The sequence below is a fragment of the Pseudomonas sp. G5(2012) genome, from assembly GCF_000408945.1.
Classification (GTDB): Bacteria; Pseudomonadota; Gammaproteobacteria; order Pseudomonadales; family Pseudomonadaceae; genus Aquipseudomonas; species Aquipseudomonas umsongensis.
The window spans coordinates 171,455-197,806 of sequence record NZ_APIO01000001.1; the positions used below are offsets into that span (position 1 = coordinate 171,455).

Sequence of the window (26,352 nt, forward strand, 5' to 3'; positions counted from 1 at the left end):
TTTTATTATCGAAGCTGCTTTCATCCAACGCCCAGTCGTAACTGGGCTGTTTCTGCTACAAATACGTGGAGGCCAGCCCTCCATCTACCGGAATGTTCACACCATTGATCCAGCGCGATTGCTCGGAACACAGGAAAGTAATTACCGATGCTACTTCGTCTGCATACGCAGGGCGTTTTATTCGGTGTGCATCTTTCTCGGCACGCCCACCGAGCATGGCCACGAAATCACCAAGAATTGGAGTAAAAACAGGCCCAGGGGCGACACAGTTCATTCGTACCGAATTGGTCATGAACCAGCTCTGAGCTTGACTCACACTCCAAACAATTAACGCTTCTTTGAAATACTGGTAACAGGTCTCAACAGGCACCGGATGGTCACGCAGCCACTCTTCACCGGAATCGAATCCGCGTACGGTCGCTAACGCCTTATGCTGTTCTAATCGCGCAGGCCATTCGGCCCCAAGGATCGAAGACACGTTGACAATACTGCCGCCAGGATTGATCCGATCTAGCAACTGCTCGCACAAATGGCGCAGGCCCAGGTAATTGATGCGAGCCAAAAGCTGAGGGTTAGCCGTGCCCGGGACGCCAGCAACGTTGCAAAGCCCATCAATGCGGGCTGGTAGTTGGGCAACCGCATCATCAATCAAGTCGGGATTGCTAAGATCAGCCTTTACAAAGCCATCCAACGTCATATTTGGTTCGTTTCGATCCACGCCTATGACACGGGCTCCATGAAAACGGAGCGCTCTGGCCGTCTCGGCACCGATACCCGATGAGACCCCAGTGACAACGATTACTTTATTGTTGATATTCATATCCAGTATCCAGCAGTTAATTAGGAATCAAGGGCGCGCAGCAGTTCAGAGACGAACCGGTGATACCGGGCATGCGGATAGAGGATCGTGACGAAGACAAAAGCATCGTGACGGGTAGATGGCTGACATAGACGACTCCTGTTTTTTGTTTTTCTGAAAACTAGTTACCTTTGTTAATCGTATTTAGCAAAGGCTGTGCCAGAATCCCCGCTTCATTCGCAGAAGCCCGGCCCGCCTGCCTTCGAGCACCATCGAGGCGGATTTCACTACCAGGGAAATTCATTACACGCGCAAAAAAATTCATCATTTCCGCTATTTCATGGTTAATGTGAAGAATATGATCAAATTTAAATGGTGGAATTTATGACCGACGCGAAGCTCTTTTCCCTCGCAGAGCTACCCCCAAGGGATCCGTCCGAACGCTCTCGCGGGACTAGTGATGAGCTCGCACCTGGCAGTTATCCGAACATCGACGATCTGACCCAGAGCCTTATCTTCAGCCCTGATAGTGGTGAAATTTGGCTAAGCGGGCAGCGAATGGTGCTTATGCACAACACCGGCTTAGGACGCCTGCGTCATGAACTGATCGAAAACATTGGCCTGGCACGTACTCGAGGAATCATGCAGCGAACCGGCTTTCACTGCGGCGCAAGTGACGCCGTGCAGCTACGTCAACGCTTCTCGGATGCTGAGGCGCTCGCACTCTTCGCTGCGGGACCTGTAATGCATGGATTTGAAGGCGCAGTGAAAGTCGAAGTACAGCGGTTCGAATTCGATATGGCCAAAGGCGTGTACTACGGTGATTTCCTTTGGCACAACTCATTTGAAGATGATGAACACATTGCATTGTTTGGAATCGGCACAGAGGCAGCCTGCTGGATGCTGCTGGGTTACGCGATGGGCTACACGTCAACTCTCACCGGCAAGATGATCATTTACCGAGAAGTAGAATGCAGAGCGATGGGAGCCAAGGTATGTCGCGTAATCGGCAAACCTGCGGATGAATGGGAGAACGTTGAGGAGGACCTGGCTCTTCTCAATGCCGAAACATTCAATCAGCAGACAGGCTCCAGCACTGATACTCAGGCTCCAACGCGCCAGCAGAAAGCGGCGGCGAGCATCAATGAGAAGAGTGCGCCGTCAAACGGGGAAACCGATATGGTCGGTGTATCCTCAGCCTTCAGTGTTGCATGTCATTTGTTGCGGCGGGTCGCTCCGACCAGCGCCTCTGTGCTGTTCACGGGAGAGTCTGGCGTGGGTAAAGAAATGTTCGCTCGGATGCTCCACCGCGTCAGCCCGCGGCAGAATAGGCCTTTTATTGCCGTGAACTGTGCAGCGATTCCCGAGACGCTGATGGAGTCGGAGTTGTTTGGGGTCGAACGCGGAGCGTTCACTGGGGCGACTCAATCGCGACCAGGTCGTTTCGAGCGCGCGGATGGAGGCACGTTATTTCTCGATGAAATTGGCACCCTCAGCTTGGTTGCTCAAGGTAAATTGCTGCGAGCTCTGCAAGAATCCGAAGTAGAGCGAGTAGGTGGCACTCATACCTTGAAGGTCGACGTACGACTCGTGGCCGCCACCAACGTCGACTTGAGAGACGCGGTCAGTCGAGGCGAATTCCGCGAGGATTTGTTCTTTCGATTGAACGTATTCCCAATACATCTCCCACCTTTGCGCGAGCGCAGAGAAGACGTGCCTCTGCTAATGAGCCATTTCCTACAACGCTTCAATGTCCTGCATGGAAAGCAAATCAAAGGTTTCACCCCACGAGCCGTTGACACACTGCTCGCTTACGGGTTCCCAGGCAATATTCGGGAGCTGCAGAATTTCGTCGAGCGAGGCGTAATCAATGCCCACGACAATGAAGTGATTGACCTCTCACACTTATTGACCAGCGGTGAACGCCTGAACCAGCCAGTATTCTCAGTGGGCACCCAAGGAACCTTATCGTTTCATGGCGGCAATCAACAACGACGCGGAGATTCGTTACCCTCAAGAACAACAAGCTCACACAACGCCCTTAAAACCCTGATCGAAAATGCCCAAGACCACGAGCTGACCTTACAGGGCTTGGAAACTCTTTTGATCGACCAGACGCTGGAGAGCGTCAAGGGCAATGTTTCAGAAGCCGCGCGACGCTTGGGGCTAACGCGGGCTCAGCTGTCATACAGAATCTCACGACGATCGGATGGCGAAGGGCCCACACAAAAATAGTTACTGGTATTAACTATAATTTCTGACATACTCACGTCCACTACTCTCCACAAAAACAATTAGGAGACCATTGTGGACGTTTCCGTGAAAAAGGTTAATCGAGTGAATCCTGGGCTCAGCTTGTTGGCCCTATTGCTCATATCCTGCAGTAGCTGGGGACAGCCAGCTACCCCCTCCCCTGGTGCAACCGAGCCTCCGGACATCTACCGCAGGACATGCGGCTACTGTCACGAACCGACCTACAGCAACGATCGGTTTATCGCTAAAAGTCTCGGGCCAACCCTCCGAGGACGCTTCCTTCCCCCTGCTTTTACCGAATACATGGTGCGCCATGGCAAAGGCGCAATGCCGCCATTTACTGAATCAGAAGTTTCACAGAAAGAATTGCTGGATCTCGGCAAATGGATCCTAGAGAGCAGCGCCCCTCCAGCAAGCGGGGCCAAGCCATGAGTACGCGCAGAGGCTTTTTAATCGGTAGCGCTCAGGTAAGCGCGCTCGCAATGCTAACGCCGACAGGGCTTTTTGCGATGCCCGCACTCACCAGCCCTCCCATTGTGCTGGGATGCGGCCTTTGGGGTGAAGAGAAATTCGTTGCAAGCCTTGGATCACGGTTGGCCATGTACGGTCAACCAGCACCTGAACAGGTTGCATTGAATGCAACTCAACTTCGCTCACCAAACCAAATTAGCGCGCTGCTGAAATCACTGCAGGGTCGGCGGCTGGTGGGATATTTGGATAGTTCCAGCGTACTTATCTTGACGCAATTGCTTCATGGACAGGGTGGCGAAATATGGCTCGAGGGTGATCATGCTGTAGCCGCTACGGGCTTGTCCAGGCATCACTTTACAAGCACCCCAAGCAGTGCGGGTATCGGACAAAGCTTGGCGGCTTCTCTCGACCGCAGCGGACAACCTTACACCGTCGAGGTACGCCAAATAGGTCTGGCATCGGAAAGCAGACTCGCTGCCCCCTCTGTTTCGGCCACTCACTGGGCTACCGCCCTAGGTAGCCATTATGCAGACATTCTCAGTGAGCGCTGGAATGCGCGTGATGATGCACCCAAACATGGCGGCACCACCGACAACAATACGCAGTTCGCCCGCTTGGCGAGCACCTTTATTGCCAAACTCTAAAGCAGGATCATGTGATGGACACGACAGTAATGCTCCCAGCAGGTGTTTCCACTGAGCAATTTAGCAAAGCTATTGCCGAATTCCGCCTGCTGCTTGGCGAAGACAATGTATTGGCCACCGCTGAACGGGTAGTGCCCTACACCAAGCTGCTGATCCCAACTGAAGACGATGCCAGCTTCATGCCCAGCGGAGCCCTTACTCCCGGATCAGTAGAAGAAGTGCAAAAAATTCTGGCGATCTGTAATCGTTACAAGCTACCAGTATGGCCGATCTCCACTGGACGCAACTGGGGATATGGTTCGGCGTCTCCGGCCACCCCTGGTCAATTGATTCTAGATTTACGCAAGATGAACAAAATTATCGAAATCGATGTCGACAGTTGTACCGCCCTGCTTGAACCAGGCGTGACATACCAGCAGCTGTACGATCATCTGAAAGAGAACAACATTCCATTAATGCTGGACGTGCCGACTATTGGCCCTATGGTTGGCCCTGTGGGTAACACACTGGACCGCGGGGTTGGCTACACGCCTTACGGCGAACACTTCATGATGCAATGCGGTATGGAAGTGGTATTGGCGAACGGCGAAATCCTTCGAACAGGCATGGGCTCGGTCCCAAAGGCCAAGACATGGCAAGCATTTAAATGGGGTTACGGGCCGTACGTAGATGGCATTTTCACACAATCAAACTTTGGGGTAGTGACCAAGATGGGATTGTGGCTGATGCCCAAGCCCCCGGTTATCAAGCCATTCATGGTGCGTTATCAGAATGAATCGGATGTAGTCAAAGCTATTGACGCGATGCGGCCACTACGGATCAACCAATTGATTCCTAACGTAGTGCTCTTCATGCATGGACACTATGAGACCGCAATCTGCAAAACCCGCGCAGAAGTCACGTCCGACCCAGGGCCAATCAGCGAAGCGGATGCCCGCAAGGTATTTAAGGAACTGGGTATCGGCTACTGGAATGTGTACTTTGCCCTTTATGGTACCGCTGAACAAATCGCAGTAAACGAAAAAATTGTCCGCTCAATTATCGAACCCTCGGGGGGTGAAATAGTCACCGAAGCCGAGGCTGGGGATAACATCCTTTTCCATCACCACAAACAGCTGATGTGCGGTGAAATGACGATGGAAGAGATGAATATATACCGCTGGCGAGGTGCGGGTGGAGGTGCGTGCTGGTTCGCTCCAGTTGCGCAGGTCAAAGGTCAGGAGGCTGAACTTCAGGTAAAATTAGCTCAACGTGTATTGGCAAAACACAACCTGGACTACACGGCAGGATTTGCGATTGGTTGGCGCGACTTGCACCATATCATCGATGTGCTGTATGACCGAAATAATGCAGAAGAAAAGAAACGAGCTTATGCTTGCTTCGATGAGTTGATCGAAGTCTTCGCCGCAGAAGGCTTTGCTAGCTACCGCACCAATATCGCGTTCATGGATAAAGTCGCGAAAAAATTCGGTTCAACAAACATGCACGTCAACCAACAGATCAAAAAAGCCCTGGATCCAAATGGTATTCTCGCACCTGGCAAGTCAGGCATTCACCTGCCAGACTGATATTTTAACCCTCTGCTCTGCAGGATCAATTGATTTATCTGAACCCCCGCTCATAGCGGGGGTTTCTTTATAAAAAGCCGCAGTTGCGCCTCTACGCGATTAAGCAAAGACACATCTATTTTAGCGTTAACGTACCTTTCATCATGCTGATATGCCCCGGGAACGAGCAGAAAAAAAGGTATTTATCGCTAACATTCAGCTTGGAAACCACAAACGTTACTGAGTCCCTCTCGCCTCCACCAATGATCTTAGTGTGCGCAATGACACGCATGTCACCATCTTTCAGATATTCCCTTTCGACTCCCGCACTCATGCCGTCAGTGGCAATTGCTCGGGCATCAGCCTCCTTACTGAGCACCCAGTTATGCCCCATGATATTTTTTGGCAATTTTCCAGTATGCTGGAGTTCAACTGTGAAGATCTTGCAACTTTTATCGACAATGATAGAGCTATAGTTAAATGTCATCTGATCTGTTGATTCAACTTTAAGACTGCACTCAGCCGCCAACAGTTGACCACTAAAGAGAGTAATTAAGGATGCAGATATCAGCGTGCGTATCATTGTTAACTCCATACGTAAATATGCCCACGCGTTAGCCTTAGCTACCGCGCGAGCCGAGTGTTTTTTGGGAGAGAGATATGAAAAAGCCCTGGACCATGGCCAGGTTTTCAATCAATTTGGCCCACTGGTGATGTAAGTGAGCCTTTACCTGGATCCCTAGTCAAGGCTGCAAGAGGTAATCAATCACACCCTTAATGACGTCACGATGAGGTGCACGCATAGGCAAGTTTGATTCGCCACCTGAGCTTTGCAGCAACACTGTTTTTGCATGACTGAAGTTACGGAAGCCTTGAATTCCATGGTAAGCACCCATACCTGAATAGCCGACTCCACCGAACGGCAAATCGTCGATAAAAACATGGGTCATTACATCATTGACTACTACTGCACCAGATGTTGTCCGCTCAAGCACCAATTGGCGCTCCGCTGCGTCTTCACCGAAGTAATAGGCTGCAAGTGGGCGTGGACGACTGTTGACATAATCAATGACCGCCCCAAAATCCTTATAAGTAACGACCGGAAGAATCGGCCCGAAGATCTCTTCATGCAATACCTGCATCTGCGATGTGACGTTCACAACTAAGGTAGGTGCTATTTTGCGAACCGCTTCATCGCTCAAATCTTCCGCAGCAGGATTGATTTCGATAACCCGTGCCCCCTTTTCTTTGGCGTCGCTCAAATAGTTCTGTAACCGGTGGAAGTTTCGAGTGTTAATGATCGATGTGTAATCTGAGTTAGCCTTCAGTGTCGGATACATACCCTCCACAAACTCCTGAGCTAGAGCAACAAAATCATCCAAGCTTTCTTCAGGAATGAGCACATAATCAGGCGCTAGGCAAATCTGTCCAGCATTAAACGTTTTGACGGTGAAGATCCGCTCAACTGCAGTCTTTATCGAGGCGGATCGCGAAATCATGACCGGTGATTTCCCCCCTAGCTCCAGTGTCACAGGTACCAGATTCTTCGCGGCAGCATCCATGATGAGCTTGCCCACCGGGGTGCTACCGGTAAAAACCAAGTGATCGAACGGTTGCTCACTAAAAAGGGCGCCAACTTCCTTGTCACCCAACACCACAGTGATCTCATCTTCATCAAAATAGCGATCTATCAACTCCGCGATCAGGGCAGAAGTTCGAGGTGTCAATTCAGAGGGCTTAAGCATTGCCCGGTTACCAGCTGCCAGTACCCCAGCGAGCGGACCGAATGCGAGAATCACTGGAAAATTCCACGGACTGATAATCCCAACCAAACCCAGTGGTTGATACTGAACCTGTGTCTGCACACCAGGAAAAGGCGCCACATAATCTTCTGCCTGCATCCATTTTTCGAGATGCTCTCTGCAATGCTTAAGAGCAGCTACGGAACTGCCAACGTCAGCGAGAAGGCTCTGCTGATGACTACGGTTACCAAAGTCGGCGCTGATTGCTTCAGCCAATGCCGCGCTGTTTTCCAGGAGCAAACGGATCGCCCTGTCTAATCGATCAATTCGGAGCTCCACCCCAGGAGGGCCGTTTTGAGTGTGCGCCTGCTTCATCCGCTCGACAGCGTTGAGTATTTCTTCGGCAGTCACCGCAGCATCATTTTTTCCAAGAATGCTCATTGAAAAAGCCCTTATCAATTGTTTTAGTTAAAAAAGCCAATCAATTTAGCTGTTGATTGGGGTCGCCGTAAATTGGAGGCTCCGCCTAAAAAAGCACCCCATATCGTACGAAACTATCGCTAGAATTTAGTTATGTCAATTAATTATTTTCGAGCATTTCTACCTTAGCGCTTCACCTGCCGACTCGGAAATCAGAGGGGCTCGTCCAGCGATCAACTGCGAAAGCTGGCAGGTTTCGTCGAACAGGATGCTGCGGCATCCGAGCCTGCTGAAAACGCTGTAAGACTCTCCGGAGGACCTACACCCAGCAAAGCCTTTGTATTCAGACATCTGAAGGTCGAGGCAACGAATCTTCTTGACTGCTTGTCGAGTTATCTCGGCTGCCAACTCAGGCAAACTGCAGCTTGAGTCTCCGGATGGTCCATAGCCTTCGCCGGCTTGGCCATCCCGAGTCAGAATCAACGCGGCGACTTCTGCGTAATTTGCCCAGCCCGCTGAGCTGACCCGATCATTATTGGCACAGCCCATGAGGGAGCCGTGCTCCAGCGCTGATGGAATCGCGCCAGTGTAGTTTTCCTTTTCGAATCGAGGCGGGCCACACTAGTCGCCTCCACATGGTAACTACTCGTGAGTGGTGCATCTCTTGCCCTAAGCCACAGCATGATTACTTCGCGGGCCAGTGCACTCTCAGCCGCCCGCCTATACGCTGTTAGGCGCGCAGTGCTCCACTAATATGAATTAGCCTTTCCTCTAGATCAGCTGGCTAGCCGGGTCACCATAAATACAAGAATTTACCTGAGGAAAGACAAGATGTTCATCCGAAACTGTTGGTATGTGGCCGCATGGAGTGAGGAGTTGTCTGGCGAGTTTCTCACTTGCATGATCATCAATGAGCCCATTTTGATCTATCGAAAATCTGACGATTCTCTTGTCGCTTTAGAAGATCGCTGCGCCCACCGAATGTCCCCACTATCACTAGGAAGACGAGAAGGTGATGATATTCGTTGCATGTACCATGGATTGAAATTCTCGCCTGCGGGACAGTGTGTTGAAATTCCAGGCCAGGAAAAAATTCCTTCCCGGCTCTGCATCAAGAGCTACCCAGTTATCGAGCAACATAGTTGGATTTGGGTTTGGCTAGGAGATCCAGAGTTGGCTGATCCTGCACTCATCCCTCCTGCTCATGGCGGAGCCAATGATGAATGGTATTTGACTCGCAACCATTTAGACTACGACACCAACTACATGTTGATTTGTGACAACCTGACTGACTTCTCGCATTTGGGTTATGTTCACACCGAATCCTTTGGGTCAGATGAACAGTGGGCACAGAAAGCACCGACGATCACGCAACTGGATCGCGGAATCAGGATGTCCCGGTGGCTATCCAGTGTTCCTCCTATTCCACCACTCGGTGAAGCAGCCAAACACGCGGTCGTTGACCATTGGGCTTCTTACGACTTTTTGGTACCAGGTATTTTGATTTTTTATAATGCACTCTACCCCGTAGGAACTGCATTACAAGCTAATCTCGAGGCGCCTACAGAGGCGCTAGGCACTCCTCTCTACACCCATTACTCCATTCAAGCTGTGACCCCTAAAAGCGAAGCAACTTCTCGCTACCTTTATTCTTGGGGCCCCAGCAAATCGCTTGGGACAGAAGAAGAATCTGCGATTATGCGGACTATTTTGTTGAAAGCATTTCTAGAGGATCAGGTGATTATTGAAGCTCAGCATAAGGTAATGGAAATTGACCCGAGCAGAAAACCTATCGCAATTGCGGCAGATAAAGGTGTGGTCATGTTCCAAAGAACAGTGGAGCGTCTTATTAAAGCTGAACAACAGCTAATCCCCCTGGTGACGACCGACTAGCACCACAAACACCGATCCAGCGCTTTACCGGCTGGATCGGCTCCACTTCACAATATCACTGAGTTCGACACTTCATTCGATACTCCAGCGGACTACTTTCGAAGCGCTGCTTAAACTTCCTAGCAAAATGGCTTGGGTCGACAAATCCGCAGTCCCAAGCGATATCTGATATCGGATGCCCGTCGTATCGACGATCTTGGAGAAGGGAAATAGACTTATTAAGTCTAATATCGAGCAGAACTTGACTGAACGTCGTGCTCTCATGAGCAAATAACAGATGTAAATAGCGCTTTGAAATACCGTGCTTACTCGCAACAAAATCTGGATTGAGGCTACTTTCATGAAAATTCTCATTCAACGTCTGCCGCAATTTTTTTATTAGCTCATGACTATGATGCTGCCTTTGAAGATCTTGATGAGGGGATGCTAACAACGTTATAAGGCTGCCCAACTGATCGGCTAAAACGACCCTCGGCAGAGGAGAATCTTTAAGCCCAATAGTAAAAATGGTTTCAAGCAGCGCGGCCAGCGGCGCCCCCCAACCCGCCGAGGCGGATAAAGGGCTTGCGATCAATTCCTTGGGATAGGGTATCCACTTCCTTAGCCAGGAATTTTCAAGATGTGCGGTATAACACCGAGTCATCGAATGATTCATTTCGAGGCTGTAAGGCTTGGCATTGTCAAGCAATACGAAGGATCCGTCCGGCACAAGCGCGGTGCTACGGCCTTGGCTCAGCTCTACAGAACCAGCCCTCACGAACAACAACTCGTAACTCTCGTCGCCACTCGTACTGCGGGATAGTGGAACATGGTGTACTTGTTGTGGTTTGGCCTGGAGAAAATTCAAGTCAATTGGGCCGATGCCATACCGCAACCATGCCGCCTCGAAACTGTCCCCCAGTGGACTGGAGACGGCCATTTCAATGATTTCCTTAGACAATATCTCCTGCCACGACTTAACGGCCAAGGTGGGGTCAACACCTTCGGTTGTCCAGTAAAAATCTCTTGAGTCCGGTACCAGTGGCATCATCTCACCCGTAGACATCATCACATCTAGCGGATCTAGCAGCACTCTCTGCTTCGTAAAGTGCGACTAGCCAATATCGTTCTTATTTTTTAACCCTAACAGATTCTAAGCGCGTCTCCGTCGAGTACCTCATAACCAATAAATATATCAATTAAAAATCCACGTCATTTTGGTTATCCAGGATGAAAACCTCGCCGAGCCCTCAAATGGATTTTCTCCGCTTCAGGACCAGGCAAGGTGAACGGTTATTTAAGACTTAGATAGCGCTGAAAGCTCTATGCGGGTCGATGACGAATTTTTTGGGGACACCGGCATCGAACTCACCATAACCACGAGGGGCGTCGTCCAAGCTAATGACTTGAACGCCTACCACTTCAGCAATGTTAATACGGTCCCACATAATGGCCTGCATGAGCTGGCGATTGTATTTCATTACTGGAGTTTGGCCGGTGTGGAAGCTGTGGGACTTTGCCCAACCCAAACCAAATCGAATACTCAAGCTGCCCATTTTTGCTGCAGCATCCATGGCGCCTGGATCTTCTGTGACATAGAGGCCGGGAATACCGATCTTGCCAGCAACGCGTGTGACCTGCATTAGCGAGTTAAGCACTGTTGCTGGAGCTTCCTGTTGAACTCCGGCATGCCCATGACCACGAGCTTCAAATCCAACTGCGTCAATTGCACAGTCCACTTCCGGCTCACCTAGCAAGCTCGCGATTTGCTCGTGCAATGGGGTATCCAATGAAAGATCAGCAATCTCAAACCCTTGCGCCTTGGCATGCACTAAGCGAATCGGGTTTACATCACCAATAATCACCACGGCAGCACCCAACAAGCGGGCAGATGCCGCGGCTGCTAGCCCTACTGGGCCCGCACCGGCAACATATACCGTACTGCCAGGGCCAACCCCCGCTGTAACGGCTCCGTGGTAACCAGTGGGTAAGATGTCCGATAGGCAGGTAAGATCAAGAATCTTCTCCATTGCCTTGTCGCGGTCTGGCAGCTTGAGCAAGTTGAAATCTGCGTAGGGCACCAGTACATATTCGGCCTGTCCACCTGTCCAGTCCCCCATGTCGACGTACCCGTAAGCACCGCCTGCACGCGCAGGATTTACTGTCAAGCACACACCCGTGTGCTGCTCCTTGCATGAGCGACAGCGACCACACGCGACGTTGAACGGAACCGAGACGAGATCCCCAATCTTTAATGTATCAACGTCACTGCCTTTTTCGATGACTTCGCCAGTGATCTCATGTCCCAGAACCAGCCCAGCTTGCGCAGTTGTTCGACCACGCACCATATGCTGATCAGATCCGCAAATGTTGGTGGAAACAACTTTCAAGATAACACCGTGCTCTATCTTACGGCCCCGTGGATCTTGCATTTTTGGATATTCAATTTTCTGAACTTCGACCTTACCCGATCCAATATAGACAACACCACGATTATCAGTCATATGGAGCCTCTTCAGAACAATAATTTTGAAATGGCTCGAGTGAGCCTACCTCGACCGGATAAGATAAGTATTTAACTCAATCATGCCAGGCCAGATTCTGATCAAACATCAGCACACATGTTAAATTGTGGTCTCACAACTTTTATGCGAGTACAGCTAAAATTTATCACCACGTCGGTATTGGACGTTTTCGATTAATAACGCCATTCCCTGACCGCCTCCAATGCAAGCTGCTGCAATACCGTAACGCATATTGCCGCTCAGCAATTGGCGAGCTAACGTAAGGACTAAACGTAAGCCAGTAGCTGCCAGAGGGTGGCCTAATGCGATCGACCCACCTCGTACATTTAGGCGAGTAAAATCGAGCTCCAAATCCTGCGCGACTGCTAGCACTTGTGCACTTTGAGCTTCGTTGATTTCAAAGCGGTCAATGTCACTCATTTTCAAACCACTATTTTTCAGCAGTAGTCGAATTGCTGGCACTGGCCCGCCCCCCATTACATCCGGAGCAACCCCCACAACAGTTGCGCCCAGCAGTCTCGCTAAGGGAGGTGAGCTGCAAGCGGAAGCTTTGGCTACCAACCCTGCAGCAGCGCCATCAACCACTGCACAACTGTTACCAGCGGTTTGCACTCCACCAGGGTGAATTGAGGAAAGTTTCGACAATGCTGCACTGTCAGTAGGTCTAGGATGGTTGTCTTGATAAACCGCCGTTACTTTTTTTGGTAAATTAATACCGCGTGGTTGAAGCCCTTGAACTTCAAACTTCTCACTTCGGACCTCGACAATTTCGTCTGCAAACCAACCGGACTGTTGGGCCATTAGGGCAAGCCGATGACTCTTCAACGCAAATTCATCCACAACTTCGCGACTTAACCCGTGAAGTTGTGCGAGTTTTTCTGCTGTACCGACCATGTCCATCCCAATCGCCGGGTCATGGAGTGCCTCCCATAGAAAGTCTTTGAACTCCACGCCTGCACCAAGCCTGAACCCACTACGATGCGTATAGGCGGCAATCGGATTGCGAGACATCGATTCGGTACCAACACATAGCGCCAGACCCACGCCATTACCCACTTGCTCTGCGGCCTGCCTCAGTAACTCCAGGCCGGTTCCGCAAATGCGCTGAACCCCTAATGCGGGCACTCGTTGCGGCACACCGCTGTACAGACCAATATGTCTAGGCAACAGATAAGCATCGAAACTAGCTTGGGCCATTGAGCCCGCCAAAACACTGTCTACTTCTTGCGCATCAAGCCCGGAGCGCGACAAAACTTCGCGCCCGACCTTTATCCCCAAGTCGATCGGTGAGACCTGTGCTAGAGCGCCACCTAAATCGATCCAGGGTGTGCGCACTGCATTGACTAATGCAGCATCAGCAAACTCTGAATACTGCCCTTCTTTGCTCATGACAGTGGCTCAGCCCGGAGAATGGTCGCGTCTTGAGACCGGTACAATGCCTCAACCTTCGCCGCCCTCCACTGCAAAACAGCCCGCTGATTGATTGAACCTTTGTCGGTGATTTCACCTCGATCAATCGATGCCGGCTCCTCTAGCAACGCGAGCCACTCAACCCGACTGGCATTACCCTGTGCGTCGCGATTCAGTCGCTGTAGCCATTCAGCAAACCATGCGCGGACGGGAGCACTAGCTAAAGCATCTGCGTCAGAGGTATCAATTCCCAATCCAGATAGTTGCCGGCACTCGTGCAGGCGCGGGAATACTAGAATACCAAGGCACTCACGGTCTGGCGCCGTCACGACGACATCTTGGACATACGGGGATCCTTCCAACACCGCACGGTTGCGCAACGGCCCGACGCTTACAAAAACACCGGATGACAGCTTGAAATCTTCAGCTATACGCCCGTCGAACATGAGACCCAATTGCGGATTATTTGGGTCGGCCAACTTAATAGCGTCGCCTGAGCAGTAAAACCCTTCTTCGTCGAACACTTCGGCTGTTTGCTGCGCATTACGCCAGTAGCCTGGCATGATATGTGGGCCACGGAAACGCCCTTCCAACTTGTCGCCCACGCGCACCAATTTGACTTCACAGCCTGGCGCCGGCAGTCCAATGTAACCTGCCATAGACAGCGGCCCAGTTGTGAATGTGCATGAAGGTGCTGCCTCAGTCATCCCCAGCCCCGCCATCATTCGAATCCGTTCACCGCAGTGCCGTTCAGCTACCCGGTCAAGACGATCCCAAATCGATTGCGAAAGGCCGGCAGCGGCAAAGAAAAACAATTTCATGCGCGCAAAGAAACGTGTACGCAGCTCTTCGTCAGTCTCCAATGCTGAGACTAACTCTTCCCAGCCCTTGGGTACCGTAAGGTAGGCAGTAGGTGATATTTCTTTCAGGTTACGCAGTGTTTCCGCAAAACCTTGAAGGGTTGGTTTACCTGCGTCCAGATAAAATGTGCCACCGTTATAAAGCACAATTCCCAGATTATGACTGCCACCAAACGTGTGATTCCAAGGTAGCCAGTCAACAAGCACTGGCGGCTCCTCGCCTAGAACTGGAAACGTCTGTAATAGCATCTGCTGGTTCGCACAGAGCATGCGCTGGGTAGTAACGACTGCTTTAGGGAGTTTAGTGGAGCCCGAAGTAAACAGGAACTTAGCGATAGTATCGGGCCCAGTAGCGGCAAACGCTTCCTCTACCTCGACATTCCCCGGCTTAGCCAGCAGTTGATCGAATTGAATGTGCTGTCGCCCGGCGACCTCCCCTTGCACACTAACCACGGGCACATGTGCCGGTAGGACTGTCTCAATCGCTTTAGAAAAAGCTGTCGCGTCACTCACAAAAATCAAGCCGGGTTGCAACAGATCACATACATGCCGCAGCTTAGCAAAATCTTTGGACAGCAGTGCGTAAGCGGGTGAAACCGGGCTATAAGGGATACCCGCATACATAGCACCCAACGCGATCTGCAAGTGCTCAATGTCGTTACCAGACAGAATGACCAAAGGCTTATCGGCGGATAAATTGTAATCCAGCAAACCCCGTGCAATTGCGCGTACGCTGTCGAGCATTTGGGTATAACTGACCTTACGCCAGTCTCCCCCGGATTCGCGAGCCGCAATAAAAGTCTGCTCACCGCGCAATTCTGCCCAGTGTATGAGCCGATCGAGCAAACGCAAAGGTGGCGCCTCCAACGGCTCTAGGGCCCGCATATGAAGGCAATCATTTAGTTCTTTAATTTCTACGGCAGACTTGCTGATCGAGACCTGGCGATACTGCGCCGCGGTATGCTCAAGAGCCTGCTTCATGGATTCGGAGTTCACGCCGTTCTTCTCCCTCAAGGCATGCCCCTCGCACTTAAGCAGTGGTTGAGGCATGGCAGCGGGTGCTGCAACCTTGTTATTTTTGTTTGCTATGAAGCGAGCACGCCACGCAGCCGCAGCGGCTCAACACGGTCTGATAAAATTCAGATGGGATAATGTCGAGGGCCGTTTTGTAGGGTGATCCAACGCAACTGGGTGAATTGCTCTACCGCAGCTTTCCCACCGAAACTGCCATAACCACTCGACTTAACTCCGCCGAAGGGCATCTGCGCTTCGTCATGAACCGTTGGGCCGTTGATATGGCAAATTCCCGAGTCTACCCGCTGGGCTAAAGCAAGCGCACGAGATGTATCGCGACTGAAGATGGCTGCAGACAGTCCAAATTCAGAGTCGTTGGCTAGTGCCAGCAACTCCTCATCGCCAGATGCGCGCAGCACAACAGCTACAGGGCCAAATGATTCTTCATGGAATAGGCGCATGCTGGAGTCGACTCGATCGAGCAAGGTTGCCTGCATGATGCTGCCCTCCTGCCGCCCGCCAGCCAGCAACTCAGCCCCTTTTGAAAGAGCATCATCAACTAGCTCGTTGATCCGCTCCGCCGCTGAAATGTCAACCATCGAACCTAGGATCGAGTGCTTATCGGTCGGGGCACCCGCTTGCAGGCTTTCGGTTTTTTTTGCCAGTTTGCTTACGAAGGCGTCCGCAACCTTGTTGTCGACGATGACCCGCTCAGTAGACATGCAGATCTGCCCCTGATTGAAGAAAGCGCCGAATGCGGCAGCTTCGACTGCAGCATCCAGATCGGCATCATCTAGCACCAGCATAGGTGCTTTTCCACCCAGCTCTAGTACCGCAGGCTTTAGATGGCGAGCTGCTAATTCACCCACGATCCGACCTACGCGGGTCGAGCCGGTGAAGTTCACCCGTCGTACGGCAGGGTTGGCAATTAGCCGCTCAACAATCGCCCCAGCATCGGCAGGAGCATTACTGATCACATTAACCACACCATCACCCAAGCCCGCCTCCTGCAGTACTTGACCAATCAGACGGTGCACTGCCGGGCTCAGTTCTGACGATTTGAGAACCACTGTATTGCCACATGCCAACGGCATTGCAATCGCTCGCGTTGCCAAAATCACCGGAGCATTCCAGGGTGCGATACCCAGCACGACACCACAGGGTTGGCGGAGTGCCATTGCAAAACTACCTGGCGTATCTGAAGGGATGATATCCCCGGTGATTTGCGTAGTAATTGATGCGGCTTCACGCAGCATGTTGGCGGCTAACTGGACATTGAAACCGTACCAATTTGCCATTGCTCCAGTTTCATCGGCTGCAGCCACAAACTCGGCACTGCGTGCCTGCATTTGCTCCGCGGCAGCCATCAATCTCTGGCGGCGCAGTCCTGGTGATAAAGCTGCCCAAGCTGGAAATGCTGCGTTAGCAGCCGCTACAGCCGCATCAGCATCTTCCAGGGTAGCCGCCGCCGCCCGGGAGACAACTTCCTGAGTTATAGGGTTGCGTCGCTCAAAGAATCGACCGTCACTGGCGGGACAAGATTTACCACCGATCAGCAGGGGCACGTCCAACATGATCATTCCTCATTAATTGTCGTTGTCGGAATTAGCGGACAGCTTTGCTTCAGCGTTTGTAAGCCTGAAGACCTGGCTTGATCGATTTATCATCGAGAAACTGCTTCATGCCCTGCTCACGACCGCCCTCGGTATCAAGCAGACGGGATTGGTCCAGCTTGGCGTAGAGGTAATCTTCGTTCTGCTCCCAGGTGAGTTCGCGGCAACGTTTGAAGCCGTGCTTAGCAGCTCGCAGAACCACAGGGTTTTTTTCCAACAGGTTCTGAGCCAAAGCTACCGTCACTTCACGCAGCTTCTCCAGAGGAACGCTTTCATTTACCAGCCCCATCTGCGCAGCCTTCTGCCCAGTGAACGTTTTGCCAGTCATGATGTAATAGAGCGACTCGCGATGACCGACAGTATCCGCCATCGCTTTGCTGACAAGGTTCCCAGGTGGGATCCCCCAATTGATCTCAGAGAGCCCAAAAGTCGCTTCATCCGCACAAATTGCAAGGTCACAAGCCACCAACGGACTGAATCCGCCACCAAAACACCAGCCATTGACCATCGCAATAGTGGGTTTGGCGTACATTCGCAACAACTTCCATTGCCATTGAGAGGCTTCACGGCGGATTTTTTCCTGCAGGATCTCTGGGCCCGCATCAACCTCACGGAAGTATTCTTTAAGGTCCATCCCGGCTGTCCATGATTCACCAGCCCCCGTCAAAACTAAGACCCCAGCTTCAGGGTCCTGCTCTAGAACTTCAAGCACATTGACCATTTCACGATTGAGGGTGGGGCTCATTGCATTGCGCTTCTCAGGGCGGTTGAGAATGACCCAAGCAATCCCTTCCTCAAGCTCTACCTTGACGGTTTCCCAGCGACCTTCGTACTTGCTCATGGCGGTTTCTCTCTTGTTGACCAAGGGGTGATGAGTAGAAATTAACCACAAGAAATAGTTATGTCAATTAATCATTATTTTTTTTAACTAAATTTCCGATCATCTGCGCGACACCTCCAATTTTTGGCAGTGGCGCTGACGATCCCAGCAAGGCAAAATAGGTAATCGACTTATCCACTTATTGAAAAAGGAACCCTTTTGAGATGGCAAGGCCTGCGAAAAGCGCCCCCTCGAACGATGCCCCGACTGCGACCCCGGAGAAGCAATTGTCTCTGGATGCGTCACTAGAAGGTTTAATTGGCTACGCAATGCGCAGAGCTCAGCTCAAGCTGTTCCAGACACTCATCAATCACCTATCAGCGCATGATCTTCGACCTGCACAATTCTCAGCGCTTGCTATCATTGATCAGAATCCTGGCTTGATGCAGGCGGATCTGGCTAAAGCACTGGCTATCGAACCGCCACAGGTTGTGCCGTTGCTGAACAAACTCGAAGAGCGGGCACTCGCGGTGCGGGTACGCTGCAAGCCGGATAAGCGCTCGTATGGCATTTTTTTGAGCAAAGCCGGAGAGATCCTGCTCAAAGAGCTCAAATTGCTTGCGGTACAAAGCGATGTAGAGGCCACTTCGGCCCTCAATACGGTCGAACGCGAAGAACTGCTGAGACTGTTGAAAATGGTCTATCAGAGCGCATAAGAGAACCGAAGCCGTTAGGTTAACGGAGAAGATATTGTGAACAAGATACAAAAAGCCTGTGAGGCGATGGCCTCACAAGCTGGTGAGCAAATTATTGCTAAAACAGCACACTAGAATGACAGGCAGATTTTGCCAAAATGGGCACCAGACTCTTCGTGCGCAAATGCTTTAGCGATGTCTTCAAGCGCAAAGATGCTATCAATTACAGGTTTGATTCCCATCGCTTCCAGTCCACGCACAAGATCCTTTTGATGCTGTCGGCTACCGACAATCAGCCCCTGAAGGCGCTGCTGCTTTGCCATTAACGCGGCCGTAGGTACTTCCCCAACCCCACCCGTCAACACTCCTATCAATGCAATGTGACCGCCAATGCGACCAGCAATAATCGACTGCGGCAACGTCCCAGCGCCGCCCACCTCTATTACATGATCAACTCCACGCCCTGAGGTAAGTGCCAACACCTCACGCCCCCATTCGGGCTGCTTGCGGTAGTTGATCGTATGATCGGCCCCCAGAGCCTTGACCTTTTTAAGCTTTTCATCCGACGAAGACGTAGCAATAACCGTAGCGCCCATAGCTTTGGCCATTTGCAGCGCGAAAATAGAGACCCCTCCCGTTCCCAGCACCAGAACAGTATCGCCGGCCTTGAGACCACCATTAACCACCAAAGCACGCCACGCAGTCAGGCCTGCGGTAGTCAGCGTGGAAGCTTGTTCATGGGTAAATCCCCCCGGCGAGCGAGTAAACCAATGGCTCGGTTTAACCACGACTTCCTGAGCAAAGCCGTCAACGCCGTCACCCGGCGTAGTGCTGAAATCACCGATCGCAGGCTCGCCTTCATTCCAGTGAGGGAAGAAACAGGAGAACACATGATCGCCGACCTTGAACTCATGAACCCCGTCACCGACGGCTTCGACAACACCAGCGCCATCAGCCATCGGAATGCGACCTTGGTCCGTGGGCATCTTGCCGGTAACGACTGCATAATCGTGAAAGTTCAAAGAACTGGCACGTAGCCGCACTCGTAATTCGCCAGAGCCTGGCTGGCCCGGGTCAGGCAAATCTACAACCTCAAGGTTTAGCAATGAGGCCGGTAGATTGATTTTGATAGCTTTCAAGAGAGTAACTCCTGACTGATGGAGTTGAACGGCGACTGCTCAATGTCAATGCAGGAAATTGAGCAGCCCGCCTGCCGCAATAGAGGTTAGCGTGGCAATGCTGTCGCAACAGACTCTGCAATTGGTGTGGTCGGACGACCGATCAGTTGACTCAACTGACGGGAGCTTTCGAAAAGATCCCCCTTCGCGGCGGCCGCATCAGAATCAGCAAGCAATGCTGCAAACCCTTCCGGCAACCCCATGCCAATCAGCGCTGCCTTGAAGTCTTGCTCGGGTAGATCGGTATAAACCACCGCGCTCCCGGATTGTTTGGCAACTTCCGAGGCCAATTCAGCCAACGAATAACTCTCATCACCGGCCAACTCGTAAACCTTGCCCGCCTGCCCTTCACTCGTCAGAACAACCGCTGCTGCCTCGGCATAATCGGCCCGGGCTGCGGAGCTAATGCGGCCTTCCTGAACGCATCCCAGAATTGCGCCATGCTCGACAGCCGGCGGCACGCTGGCGATGTAATTCTCGCTATACCAGCCATTGCGCAGCAGCACATAGTTCAACCCGGATTCTGCAAGCGCTTGTTCCGTGTCGCGATGTTCAACCGCCAGGCCCAGGGTCGATTTGTCTGCGTGCAACAGGCTGGTGTAGGCCAGCAGTTGAACACCAGCCGATCTTGCTGCATCAATGACTGCACGATGCTGCGCAGATCGTTGCCCGATTTCACTGGAAGAGATCAGCAGCAGACGCTCTACACCGACCAGCGCACTTTTGAGGCTTTCGGGCTGGCTGTAATCAGCCTTGCGAACGTTGATGCCTTGCGCGCCGAGATCTTGTGCTTTAAGCGGATCGCGAACCAACGCAACCAATCCCTTTGCATTCACCCGCTTGAGAAGCGCATCAATGACCAGACGGCCCAATTGGCCGGTAGCACCTGTGACAGCAATCATGAAAAGTACCTTGCATCAAATGTGAGGAAAAGCCATCCTACGCCCCAAACTTACGAATAGTAAGTACGCACAAAAAGGTAAGTGTCATGAGTGAATTTGAAACTATTCCCGATCCCTTTTCCTCGAAAGTACGACGAGGAGAAGTCTTGGACGCCGAATGCCCTTCCCGCGATGTGCTCAAACATATGACCAGCCGATGGGGGGTTTTAGTTCTTGTAGTACTAATCGGTGGCACTCACCGTTTCAGTGAGCTACGTCGGAAAATTGCTGGTGTCAGCGAAAAGATGCTTTCGCAAACCCTACAAGGACTAGAAGGTGACGGCCTCGTCCATAGACTTTCATACCCCGTAGTTCCGCCGTGCGTGGAATATACGCTCACCCCCTTGGGTCAAGAAGCGGCGTCCAAAGTAGAAGCGATGGTGGACTGGATCGAACAGAAGCTGCCGGAAATCATGCAGTTCAGGCGAGACAACGCAGATACCGCGAACCAATGACACGTACAGGTTTGAGGATGACTGCGACACGAGATAGGAGGCAACGCTATTGAGGCAAAACAAATAGAGGAGTTGTCGAGGCTAGGAAGCGATCTCCAGACTTCCATTGCAAGGATTCGTCTATGATCAAAAGCTTTCACAAGCTCTGTAGCTCCAACCTTGCGTCAGCACGATATTGTGAAGCTGCCGTAAGGAAAGGTGGGTTGCTGCTTCACATAAAAAACGCAAAGCAGAACCTTTTCAGGCTTAGCGGATTCCAGCTGTGCCCGGGTGCTCATCGGAATGCTCAGGCCAAAGGGTTAGAATCTCGTATCCCACGTCAGTAACAACCACCATATGTTCCCACTGAGCCGATAGTGAGCGATCCTTAGTTATGACCGTCCATCCATCGCCTAAGGTTTTCACTTGGGGTTTACCAGCATTCAGCATGGGTTCAATTGTAAAGATCATGCCAGGCTTCAATTTTAGACCTTGACCTCGATTTCCATAATGAAGCACCTGAGGCTCATCGTGGTAAACCTTGCCAATACCATGGCCACAATACTCGCGCACAACGCTAAACCCATCCCGATGTGCAACTGTTTGAATGGCATGACCTACATCACCTAAGGTAGCCCCAGGCCGCACTGCTTCGATTCCTGCGTACATTGCCTCATAAGTTGTTTGTACCAATCTGCTCGCCTCTGCCGTTGGCGTCCCCACAAAAAACATGCGACTGGTATCACCAAACCAACCATCTTTTACAACCGCAACGTCAATGTTGACGATATCGCCTTCCTTCAAAACCTCAGAAGTGGGTATGCCATGGCACACCACATCGTTTACAGAGGTACACACTGTCTTAGGAAAGCCGTGATACCCCACGTTAGCCGGTATGGCTTTCTGCACATCAACGATGTAGCTATTACAGATCTGGTCAAGCTCTTCCGTTGTTATGCCGGGCTTAACATGTGAGGCGATCATGGAAAGAACTTCAGCGGCTAATTTTCCCGCCTGTCGCGACATCGCAATATCTGATTGTGCATGGATTTTTACCTTCTTACTCATGTGCGGCAGCCTTAATAACGTCAAATGCTGCAGCCTGGGCTAGATCATCGAATGCTGTAATCGCTTGCAGGTTGAGGCCGCCAGACTGTTCGGCACGGATGAGAAAACGGCAGATTTGGCTATGATTTAGCTCAGGATAAAGTTCGCTAAGCATACCGATTCGCATCCAATGCTCCGCTTGAGCATTAATTGACCGGCTCAGCGCGTCACTCGCCGTGCGCAAAGCCTCATGCATTCCGTCAGAAATTTTAACTATGCCCACACTCACCCCCAAATATATGAAACACATATGTTTCGTATATTATTTGATGAGCAATGGACATGCAATAAAACCGCAGCAATTGGCGCACCGCAAATGCCCCCCTCCAAAAACCCTATAGAGGGGGGCTAGATCTGACCTTTGACACAGAACGGAGCCATAGATCGAGATGCTCAACAAGAAAAATCGCCCTCGAAGGGCCCTTTCTTGTACTCAATCTGAGATCAATTGGTCAGCCAAGACTCGACGGTGTCCCGCTTCAGCTCTTAAGCTGATTGCTTGACCACCTCAAACGCATCTTGAAATTGGATCGCATGCGATTACGTGGCATGAGCGGCGCGACCGGTGAGTTCACCCTGGCCGCTGCGATGCAGAATCTTCGACGGCAGGCCAAATTTACCTCTCAAGAGCCACCGATCACGGGATAGGTGCGTCTGCGCTCAGCAAAAAACCTCAAATTAAAGTCGTAAAAGTCAACGAAGTGCCGAAAAACCACTCAATGTGGTGAGTAGGTTCTCCAATGATGGTTGTGCCCGAGTTCAGGCGATCTGAAAACCCGACTTTTTCAATAGAATTGGCCAATAGCTGTCATTCAACTTTTCTACCAGACATCGTGAGACCCTGCTGTAAGCACCTCCATCAACTCCCAGATCTTTGGCAACGCCCCATCAGCACCACTCCCAGCAGCGTGCTGTGCGGGTACAGACACACGCGAAACGACTTTATTGGATCCTTTAAATTAAGAGCCGCTTTTTCCGCCCGATAATCGAACGCTTTCTATACAATATTAACTATATGTTTTTTAACACTTTTATTTTTATTTCAGATGAATAATTGAAAAATTTATCATCATGATGCTTTTCAGTGGATCCATAAATTGATTGACTGGCGCCGCACGGTGTCAGGTAGAACGCCTGCCCGCTCATAAAAATAACAAGGGTGTCGTGATGAGTGACTTCTCAATCGGGCTCAAGCCTTGGCTTGTACCCACCTTCGTGTGCCTTTCTCGTTTTGCCTATACCCAGCCTCGTCTCAAGGGGCAGCAACTATGACTGTCGCTCTGAAGAACGTGGTAGATGAGCGGCCGATGGCGTCGTTCCAGTGGTTGGCCGTGGGTATCTGTATTGTCCTGAACATGATCGATGGCTTCGACGTGCTGGTGATGGCCTTCACGGCATCCTCGGTGTCTGCCGAATGGGGCCTGAACGGCGCGCAGATCGGACTGTTGTTAAGTGCTGGGTTATTTGGCATGGCGGCAGGCTCTCTGTTTATTGCGCCGTGGGCCGATCGCTTTGGTCGTAGACCATTGATTCTGTTTTGCCTGCTGCTCTCAGGGGCTGGCATGCTGTTGTCGGCACTGAGCCAGTCGCCATTGCAACTGGCGCTGCTGCGCGGGCTGACCGGCTTGGGAATCGGCGGGATCCTGGCCAGCAGCAACGTGATTGCCAGTGAATACGCCAACAAACGCTGGCGCGGGCTGGCGGTAAGCCTGCAATCCACCGGTTATGCCTTGGGTGCAACCTTGGGCGGACTGTTGTCTGTGTGGTTGTTGACTCACTTTGGCTGGCGTTCGGTGTTCCTGTTCGGCGGCGCCATCACCCTGGCGGTCATTCCCCTGGTGCTGCTGTACTTGCCCGAATCCCTGGACTTCCTGATCGCCCGCCGCCCGGCGAACGCCCTGGCCCGCATCAATCGACTGGCCGCTCGCCTCGGCCAGCCGACACTGCGCGAACTGCCCGTCGCCCTCCCTGCACTGGTTTCAGGCCGCGGGCGCCTGGCGCAGTTGCTCTCGCCTGATTCGCGGCGCACCACGCTGCTGATCTGGCTGTTGTTCTTCCTGGTGATGTTCGGCTTCTACTTCGTGATGAGCTGGACGCCGAAGCTGCTGGTCTCGGCAGGGCTGTCGGCACAGCAAGGCATCAGCGGCGGCGTGCTGCTGAGCGTTGGTGGTATCTTCGGCGCCGCGTTGATTGGCGGCCTTGCCTCACGCTGGCGGCTAACCCGGGTGCTGTCGCTGTTCATGCTGATCACCGCGGGCCTGTTGGTACTGTTCGTCGACTCCGCTTCATCGGTATCAATGGCACTCGGCCTGGGTCTGTTGATCGGGCTGTTCTCCAACGGTTGCGTGGCGGGTTTGTACGCACTGTCGCCGATTGTCTACGACGCTTCGGTGCGCACGACGGGAGTCGGTTGGGGCATCGGTATCGGGCGCATCGGCGCCATTCTTTCGCCGACCGTCGCTGGCCTGCTGCTGGACAGCGGTTGGCAGCCACTGCACCTGTATGGGTTGTTTGCCGTGGTGTTCGTGATTGCCGCCGCCGTGTTGCTGCAACTGCGGCCCAAGGTCCAGGCGCAACCGGGTGCCGCACTCAGCCAGGTCTGAGCCGATACAAAAAAACAGGTAGCGAGGCCCTGCCCTCGCTGCCGGCTACACCTCCAGGAAAACAACAATAATGACTTACCTTTCTCTCCCGCCCCGGGCTCTGCTCGTCGGTGCAATGGCGCTTGCCCTGTTGCCTTCGGCACAAGCCGAGAGCGGCGGCTTTTTCGAAGATTCCAAGACCAGCCTGATGCTGCGAAATTACTACTTCAATCGTGACTTCAATGATCCCGGCGCCAGCAAGAGCAAGATCGAAGAATGGGCTCAAGGCGCGATACTTAAATTCAATTCCGGTTACACCCCTGGCATGCTCGGCTTTGGCCTTGATGGTATAGCGATGCTTGGCGTCAAGCTCGACAGCGGCCCTCAACGCAGCGGTTCGGAGCTGCTACCAGTGCACGACGATGGTCACTCCGCCGACAACTACGGGCGTGCCGGGGTGGCGGTAAAAATGCGCTTGTCCGAGACGGAGCTGATGCTGGGTGAGCTCATGCCGGATGTTCCGCTGTTGCGCTACGACGACGGGCGCCTGCTGCCACAGACCTTTCAGGGCACCATGCTGGTGTCCCGCGAACTCCCTGGCCTGAATCTGCAGGCAGGTCGATACACCGACGTGAGCCTGCGCAACTCCTCGGACATGCAAGACCTCTCGGCCTGGGCGGCGCCTACCGTCATGTCGGACGGTTTCAACTATGCCGGCGCCGAATACCGCTTCAACGAACAACAGACTCTAGTCGGCGCCTGGCATTCGCAACTCGAAGACATCTATCAGCAAAGCTATCTGAACCTGCTGCATAAACAGAAATTCGGTGATTGGACACTCGGCGCGAACCTGGGCTATTTCGTCGACAAGGATGACGGCAGCGCCCTTATCGGTAACGTGCAAAGCCATACCGCCTATGGGCTGTTCTCGGCCAACCTGAGGGGCCACACCCTGTACTTGGGGCTGCAAAAAGTCAGCGGCGACACCGGCTGGATGTCCGTGTATGGCAGCAGTGGTCGCACCCTGGGCAATGACATGTTCAACAGCAACTTCAGTAACGCCGATGAGAGCTCATGGCAGGCTCGCTACGATTACAACTTCGTCGCCGTCGGCATCCCCGGCTTGCTGCTGATGACCCGCTACGGGCACGGCGAAAACGCCACCACTAAGGTGGGCAGCGATGGCAAGGAATGGGAGCGCGACACCGAAGTCAGCTACACCCTGCAAAGCGGTCCACTGAAAAACCTTAGCGTGCGCATCAACAACACCACTAACCGTCGCAGCTTCAACAGTGACTTCGATCAGACCCGCATCATCATCAACTACCCACTGTCACTCTGATCCTCCCGGCAGGGTCGCTTGTCGCCCCTGCAGCTCTCCCCTTCCATGCGTTACTATGACGAATCCCCTCTCTGGAAGTCGAC

General features: G+C 52.3%; 22 protein-coding genes and 1 pseudogene. 10 read left to right on the forward strand and 13 right to left on the reverse strand.

Annotation, left to right across the window (positions count from 1 at the left end):
• Positions 1-55 precede the first annotated feature (55 nt).
• On the reverse strand, positions 56-820 hold the full coding sequence (locus PG5_RS00800) for a coniferyl-alcohol dehydrogenase (RefSeq protein WP_042955105.1): 765 nt from the start codon (positions 818-820) through the stop codon (positions 56-58).
• Between the two features lie 363 nt (positions 821-1,183).
• On the opposite strand from PG5_RS00800, the gene PG5_RS00805 reads away from it, so the two are divergent.
• From PG5_RS00805 to PG5_RS00815, 4 genes are all read left to right on the forward strand, one after another.
• Positions 1,184-3,034 carry a sigma-54-dependent Fis family transcriptional regulator gene (locus PG5_RS00805; protein WP_020795186.1) on the forward strand — a complete coding sequence of 617 codons (1,851 nt, stop codon included), beginning with the start codon at positions 1,184-1,186 and terminating at the stop codon, positions 3,032-3,034.
• Positions 3,035-3,136: 102 nt separating this feature from the next.
• Positions 3,137-3,484, forward strand: a complete 348-nt coding sequence (locus tag PG5_RS35190) for a cytochrome c (protein WP_371106592.1) — start codon at positions 3,137-3,139, stop codon at positions 3,482-3,484.
• Positions 3,481-4,167: a hypothetical protein gene (locus tag PG5_RS00810; RefSeq protein ID WP_081648118.1), complete on the forward strand. Its 687-nt coding sequence runs from the start codon at positions 3,481-3,483 to the stop codon at positions 4,165-4,167. Before PG5_RS35190 ends, PG5_RS00810 begins: the two co-directional genes overlap by 4 nt.
• A 14-nt stretch (positions 4,168-4,181) precedes the next feature.
• Positions 4,182-5,735, forward strand: a complete 1,554-nt coding sequence (locus PG5_RS00815; protein WP_020795189.1) for an FAD-binding oxidoreductase — start codon at positions 4,182-4,184, stop codon at positions 5,733-5,735.
• 115 nt (positions 5,736-5,850) lie between these two features.
• Here the strand turns inward: PG5_RS00815 and azu are convergent, their stop codons facing one another.
• On the reverse strand, positions 5,851-6,297 hold the full coding sequence (gene azu / locus PG5_RS00820; protein ID WP_042955109.1) for an azurin: 447 nt from the start codon (positions 6,295-6,297) through the stop codon (positions 5,851-5,853).
• Between the two features lie 160 nt (positions 6,298-6,457).
• Positions 6,458-7,897: a coniferyl aldehyde dehydrogenase gene (locus tag PG5_RS00825; protein WP_020795190.1), complete on the reverse strand. Its 1,440-nt coding sequence runs from the start codon at positions 7,895-7,897 to the stop codon at positions 6,458-6,460.
• A gap of 810 nt (positions 7,898-8,707) precedes the next feature.
• Between PG5_RS00825 and PG5_RS00835 the strand changes: the two genes are divergently transcribed.
• Positions 8,708-9,769 carry an aromatic ring-hydroxylating dioxygenase subunit alpha gene (locus PG5_RS00835; RefSeq protein WP_020795191.1) on the forward strand — a complete coding sequence of 354 codons (1,062 nt, stop codon included), beginning with the start codon at positions 8,708-8,710 and terminating at the stop codon, positions 9,767-9,769.
• A gap of 55 nt (positions 9,770-9,824) precedes the next feature.
• Here the strand turns inward: PG5_RS00835 and PG5_RS00840 are convergent, their stop codons facing one another.
• The 6 genes from PG5_RS00840 to PG5_RS00865 all read right to left on the reverse strand — a co-directional run bounded on the left by PG5_RS00840 (position 9,825) and on the right by PG5_RS00865 (position 18,011).
• Positions 9,825-10,841 carry an AraC family transcriptional regulator gene (locus PG5_RS00840; RefSeq protein ID WP_081648119.1) on the reverse strand — a complete coding sequence of 339 codons (1,017 nt, stop codon included), beginning with the start codon at positions 10,839-10,841 and terminating at the stop codon, positions 9,825-9,827.
• Positions 10,842-11,052: 211 nt separating this feature from the next.
• Positions 11,053-12,252 carry a formaldehyde dehydrogenase, glutathione-independent gene (fdhA, locus tag PG5_RS00845; protein ID WP_020795193.1) on the reverse strand — a complete coding sequence of 400 codons (1,200 nt, stop codon included), beginning with the start codon at positions 12,250-12,252 and terminating at the stop codon, positions 11,053-11,055.
• A gap of 156 nt (positions 12,253-12,408) precedes the next feature.
• Entirely contained in the window at positions 12,409-13,662 is a 1,254-nt protein-coding gene (locus PG5_RS00850) for a thiolase family protein (protein WP_020795194.1), read from the reverse strand.
• On the reverse strand, positions 13,659-15,524 hold the full coding sequence (locus tag PG5_RS00855) for a feruloyl-CoA synthase (RefSeq protein WP_042955185.1): 1,866 nt from the start codon (positions 15,522-15,524) through the stop codon (positions 13,659-13,661). The genes PG5_RS00850 and PG5_RS00855 overlap by 4 nt, the downstream gene beginning before the upstream one ends.
• Before the next feature lie 158 nt (positions 15,525-15,682).
• Complete coding sequence (locus tag PG5_RS00860) at positions 15,683-17,131, reverse strand: aldehyde dehydrogenase (RefSeq protein WP_020795196.1); 1,449 nt, start codon at positions 17,129-17,131, stop codon at positions 15,683-15,685.
• Positions 17,132-17,180: 49 nt separating this feature from the next.
• Entirely contained in the window at positions 17,181-18,011 is an 831-nt protein-coding gene (locus PG5_RS00865) for a p-hydroxycinnamoyl CoA hydratase/lyase (RefSeq protein ID WP_020795197.1), read from the reverse strand.
• Positions 18,012-18,214: 203 nt separating this feature from the next.
• On the opposite strand from PG5_RS00865, the gene PG5_RS00870 reads away from it, so the two are divergent.
• The gene (locus PG5_RS00870) at positions 18,215-18,706 is read left to right on the forward strand and encodes a MarR family winged helix-turn-helix transcriptional regulator (protein WP_042955112.1); all 492 of its coding nucleotides are present in this window, start codon (positions 18,215-18,217) and stop codon (positions 18,704-18,706) included.
• Between the two features lie 110 nt (positions 18,707-18,816).
• Here PG5_RS00870 and PG5_RS00875 read toward each other — a convergent pair whose 3' ends face one another.
• Positions 18,817-19,824, reverse strand: a complete 1,008-nt coding sequence (locus PG5_RS00875; protein WP_020795199.1) for an NAD(P)-dependent alcohol dehydrogenase — start codon at positions 19,822-19,824, stop codon at positions 18,817-18,819.
• A gap of 86 nt (positions 19,825-19,910) precedes the next feature.
• Positions 19,911-20,765, reverse strand: a complete 855-nt coding sequence (locus PG5_RS00880; protein WP_020795200.1) for an SDR family oxidoreductase — start codon at positions 20,763-20,765, stop codon at positions 19,911-19,913.
• An 86-nt stretch (positions 20,766-20,851) separates the two neighbouring features.
• Here PG5_RS00880 and PG5_RS00885 point away from each other — a divergent pair, with 86 nt between their 5' ends.
• Positions 20,852-21,259 carry a helix-turn-helix domain-containing protein gene (locus PG5_RS00885; protein WP_042955113.1) on the forward strand — a complete coding sequence of 136 codons (408 nt, stop codon included), beginning with the start codon at positions 20,852-20,854 and terminating at the stop codon, positions 21,257-21,259.
• A 246-nt stretch (positions 21,260-21,505) separates the two neighbouring features.
• Here the strand turns inward: PG5_RS00885 and map are convergent, their stop codons facing one another.
• Positions 21,506-22,306 carry a type I methionyl aminopeptidase gene (map, locus tag PG5_RS00890; protein WP_042955114.1) on the reverse strand — a complete coding sequence of 267 codons (801 nt, stop codon included), beginning with the start codon at positions 22,304-22,306 and terminating at the stop codon, positions 21,506-21,508.
• A complete protein-coding gene (locus PG5_RS00895) occupies positions 22,299-22,568 on the reverse strand; it encodes a ParD-like family protein (RefSeq protein ID WP_042955186.1) in 270 nt (89 codons plus the stop codon). The genes map and PG5_RS00895 overlap by 8 nt, the downstream gene beginning before the upstream one ends.
• A gap of 272 nt (positions 22,569-22,840) precedes the next feature.
• Here PG5_RS00895 and PG5_RS34695 point away from each other — a divergent pair.
• The 3 genes and pseudogenes from PG5_RS34695 to PG5_RS00905 all read left to right on the forward strand — a co-directional run.
• A pseudogene (locus PG5_RS34695) lies at positions 22,841-22,993 on the forward strand (IS5/IS1182 family transposase); the annotation flags it as partial.
• A 620-nt stretch (positions 22,994-23,613) separates the two neighbouring features.
• On the forward strand, positions 23,614-24,948 hold the full coding sequence (locus tag PG5_RS00900) for an MFS transporter (RefSeq protein WP_042955116.1): 1,335 nt from the start codon (positions 23,614-23,616) through the stop codon (positions 24,946-24,948).
• Positions 24,949-25,063: 115 nt separating this feature from the next.
• Complete coding sequence (locus PG5_RS00905; protein WP_256227823.1) at positions 25,064-26,269, forward strand: OprD family porin; 1,206 nt, start codon at positions 25,064-25,066, stop codon at positions 26,267-26,269.
• Positions 26,270-26,352 lie beyond the last annotated feature (83 nt).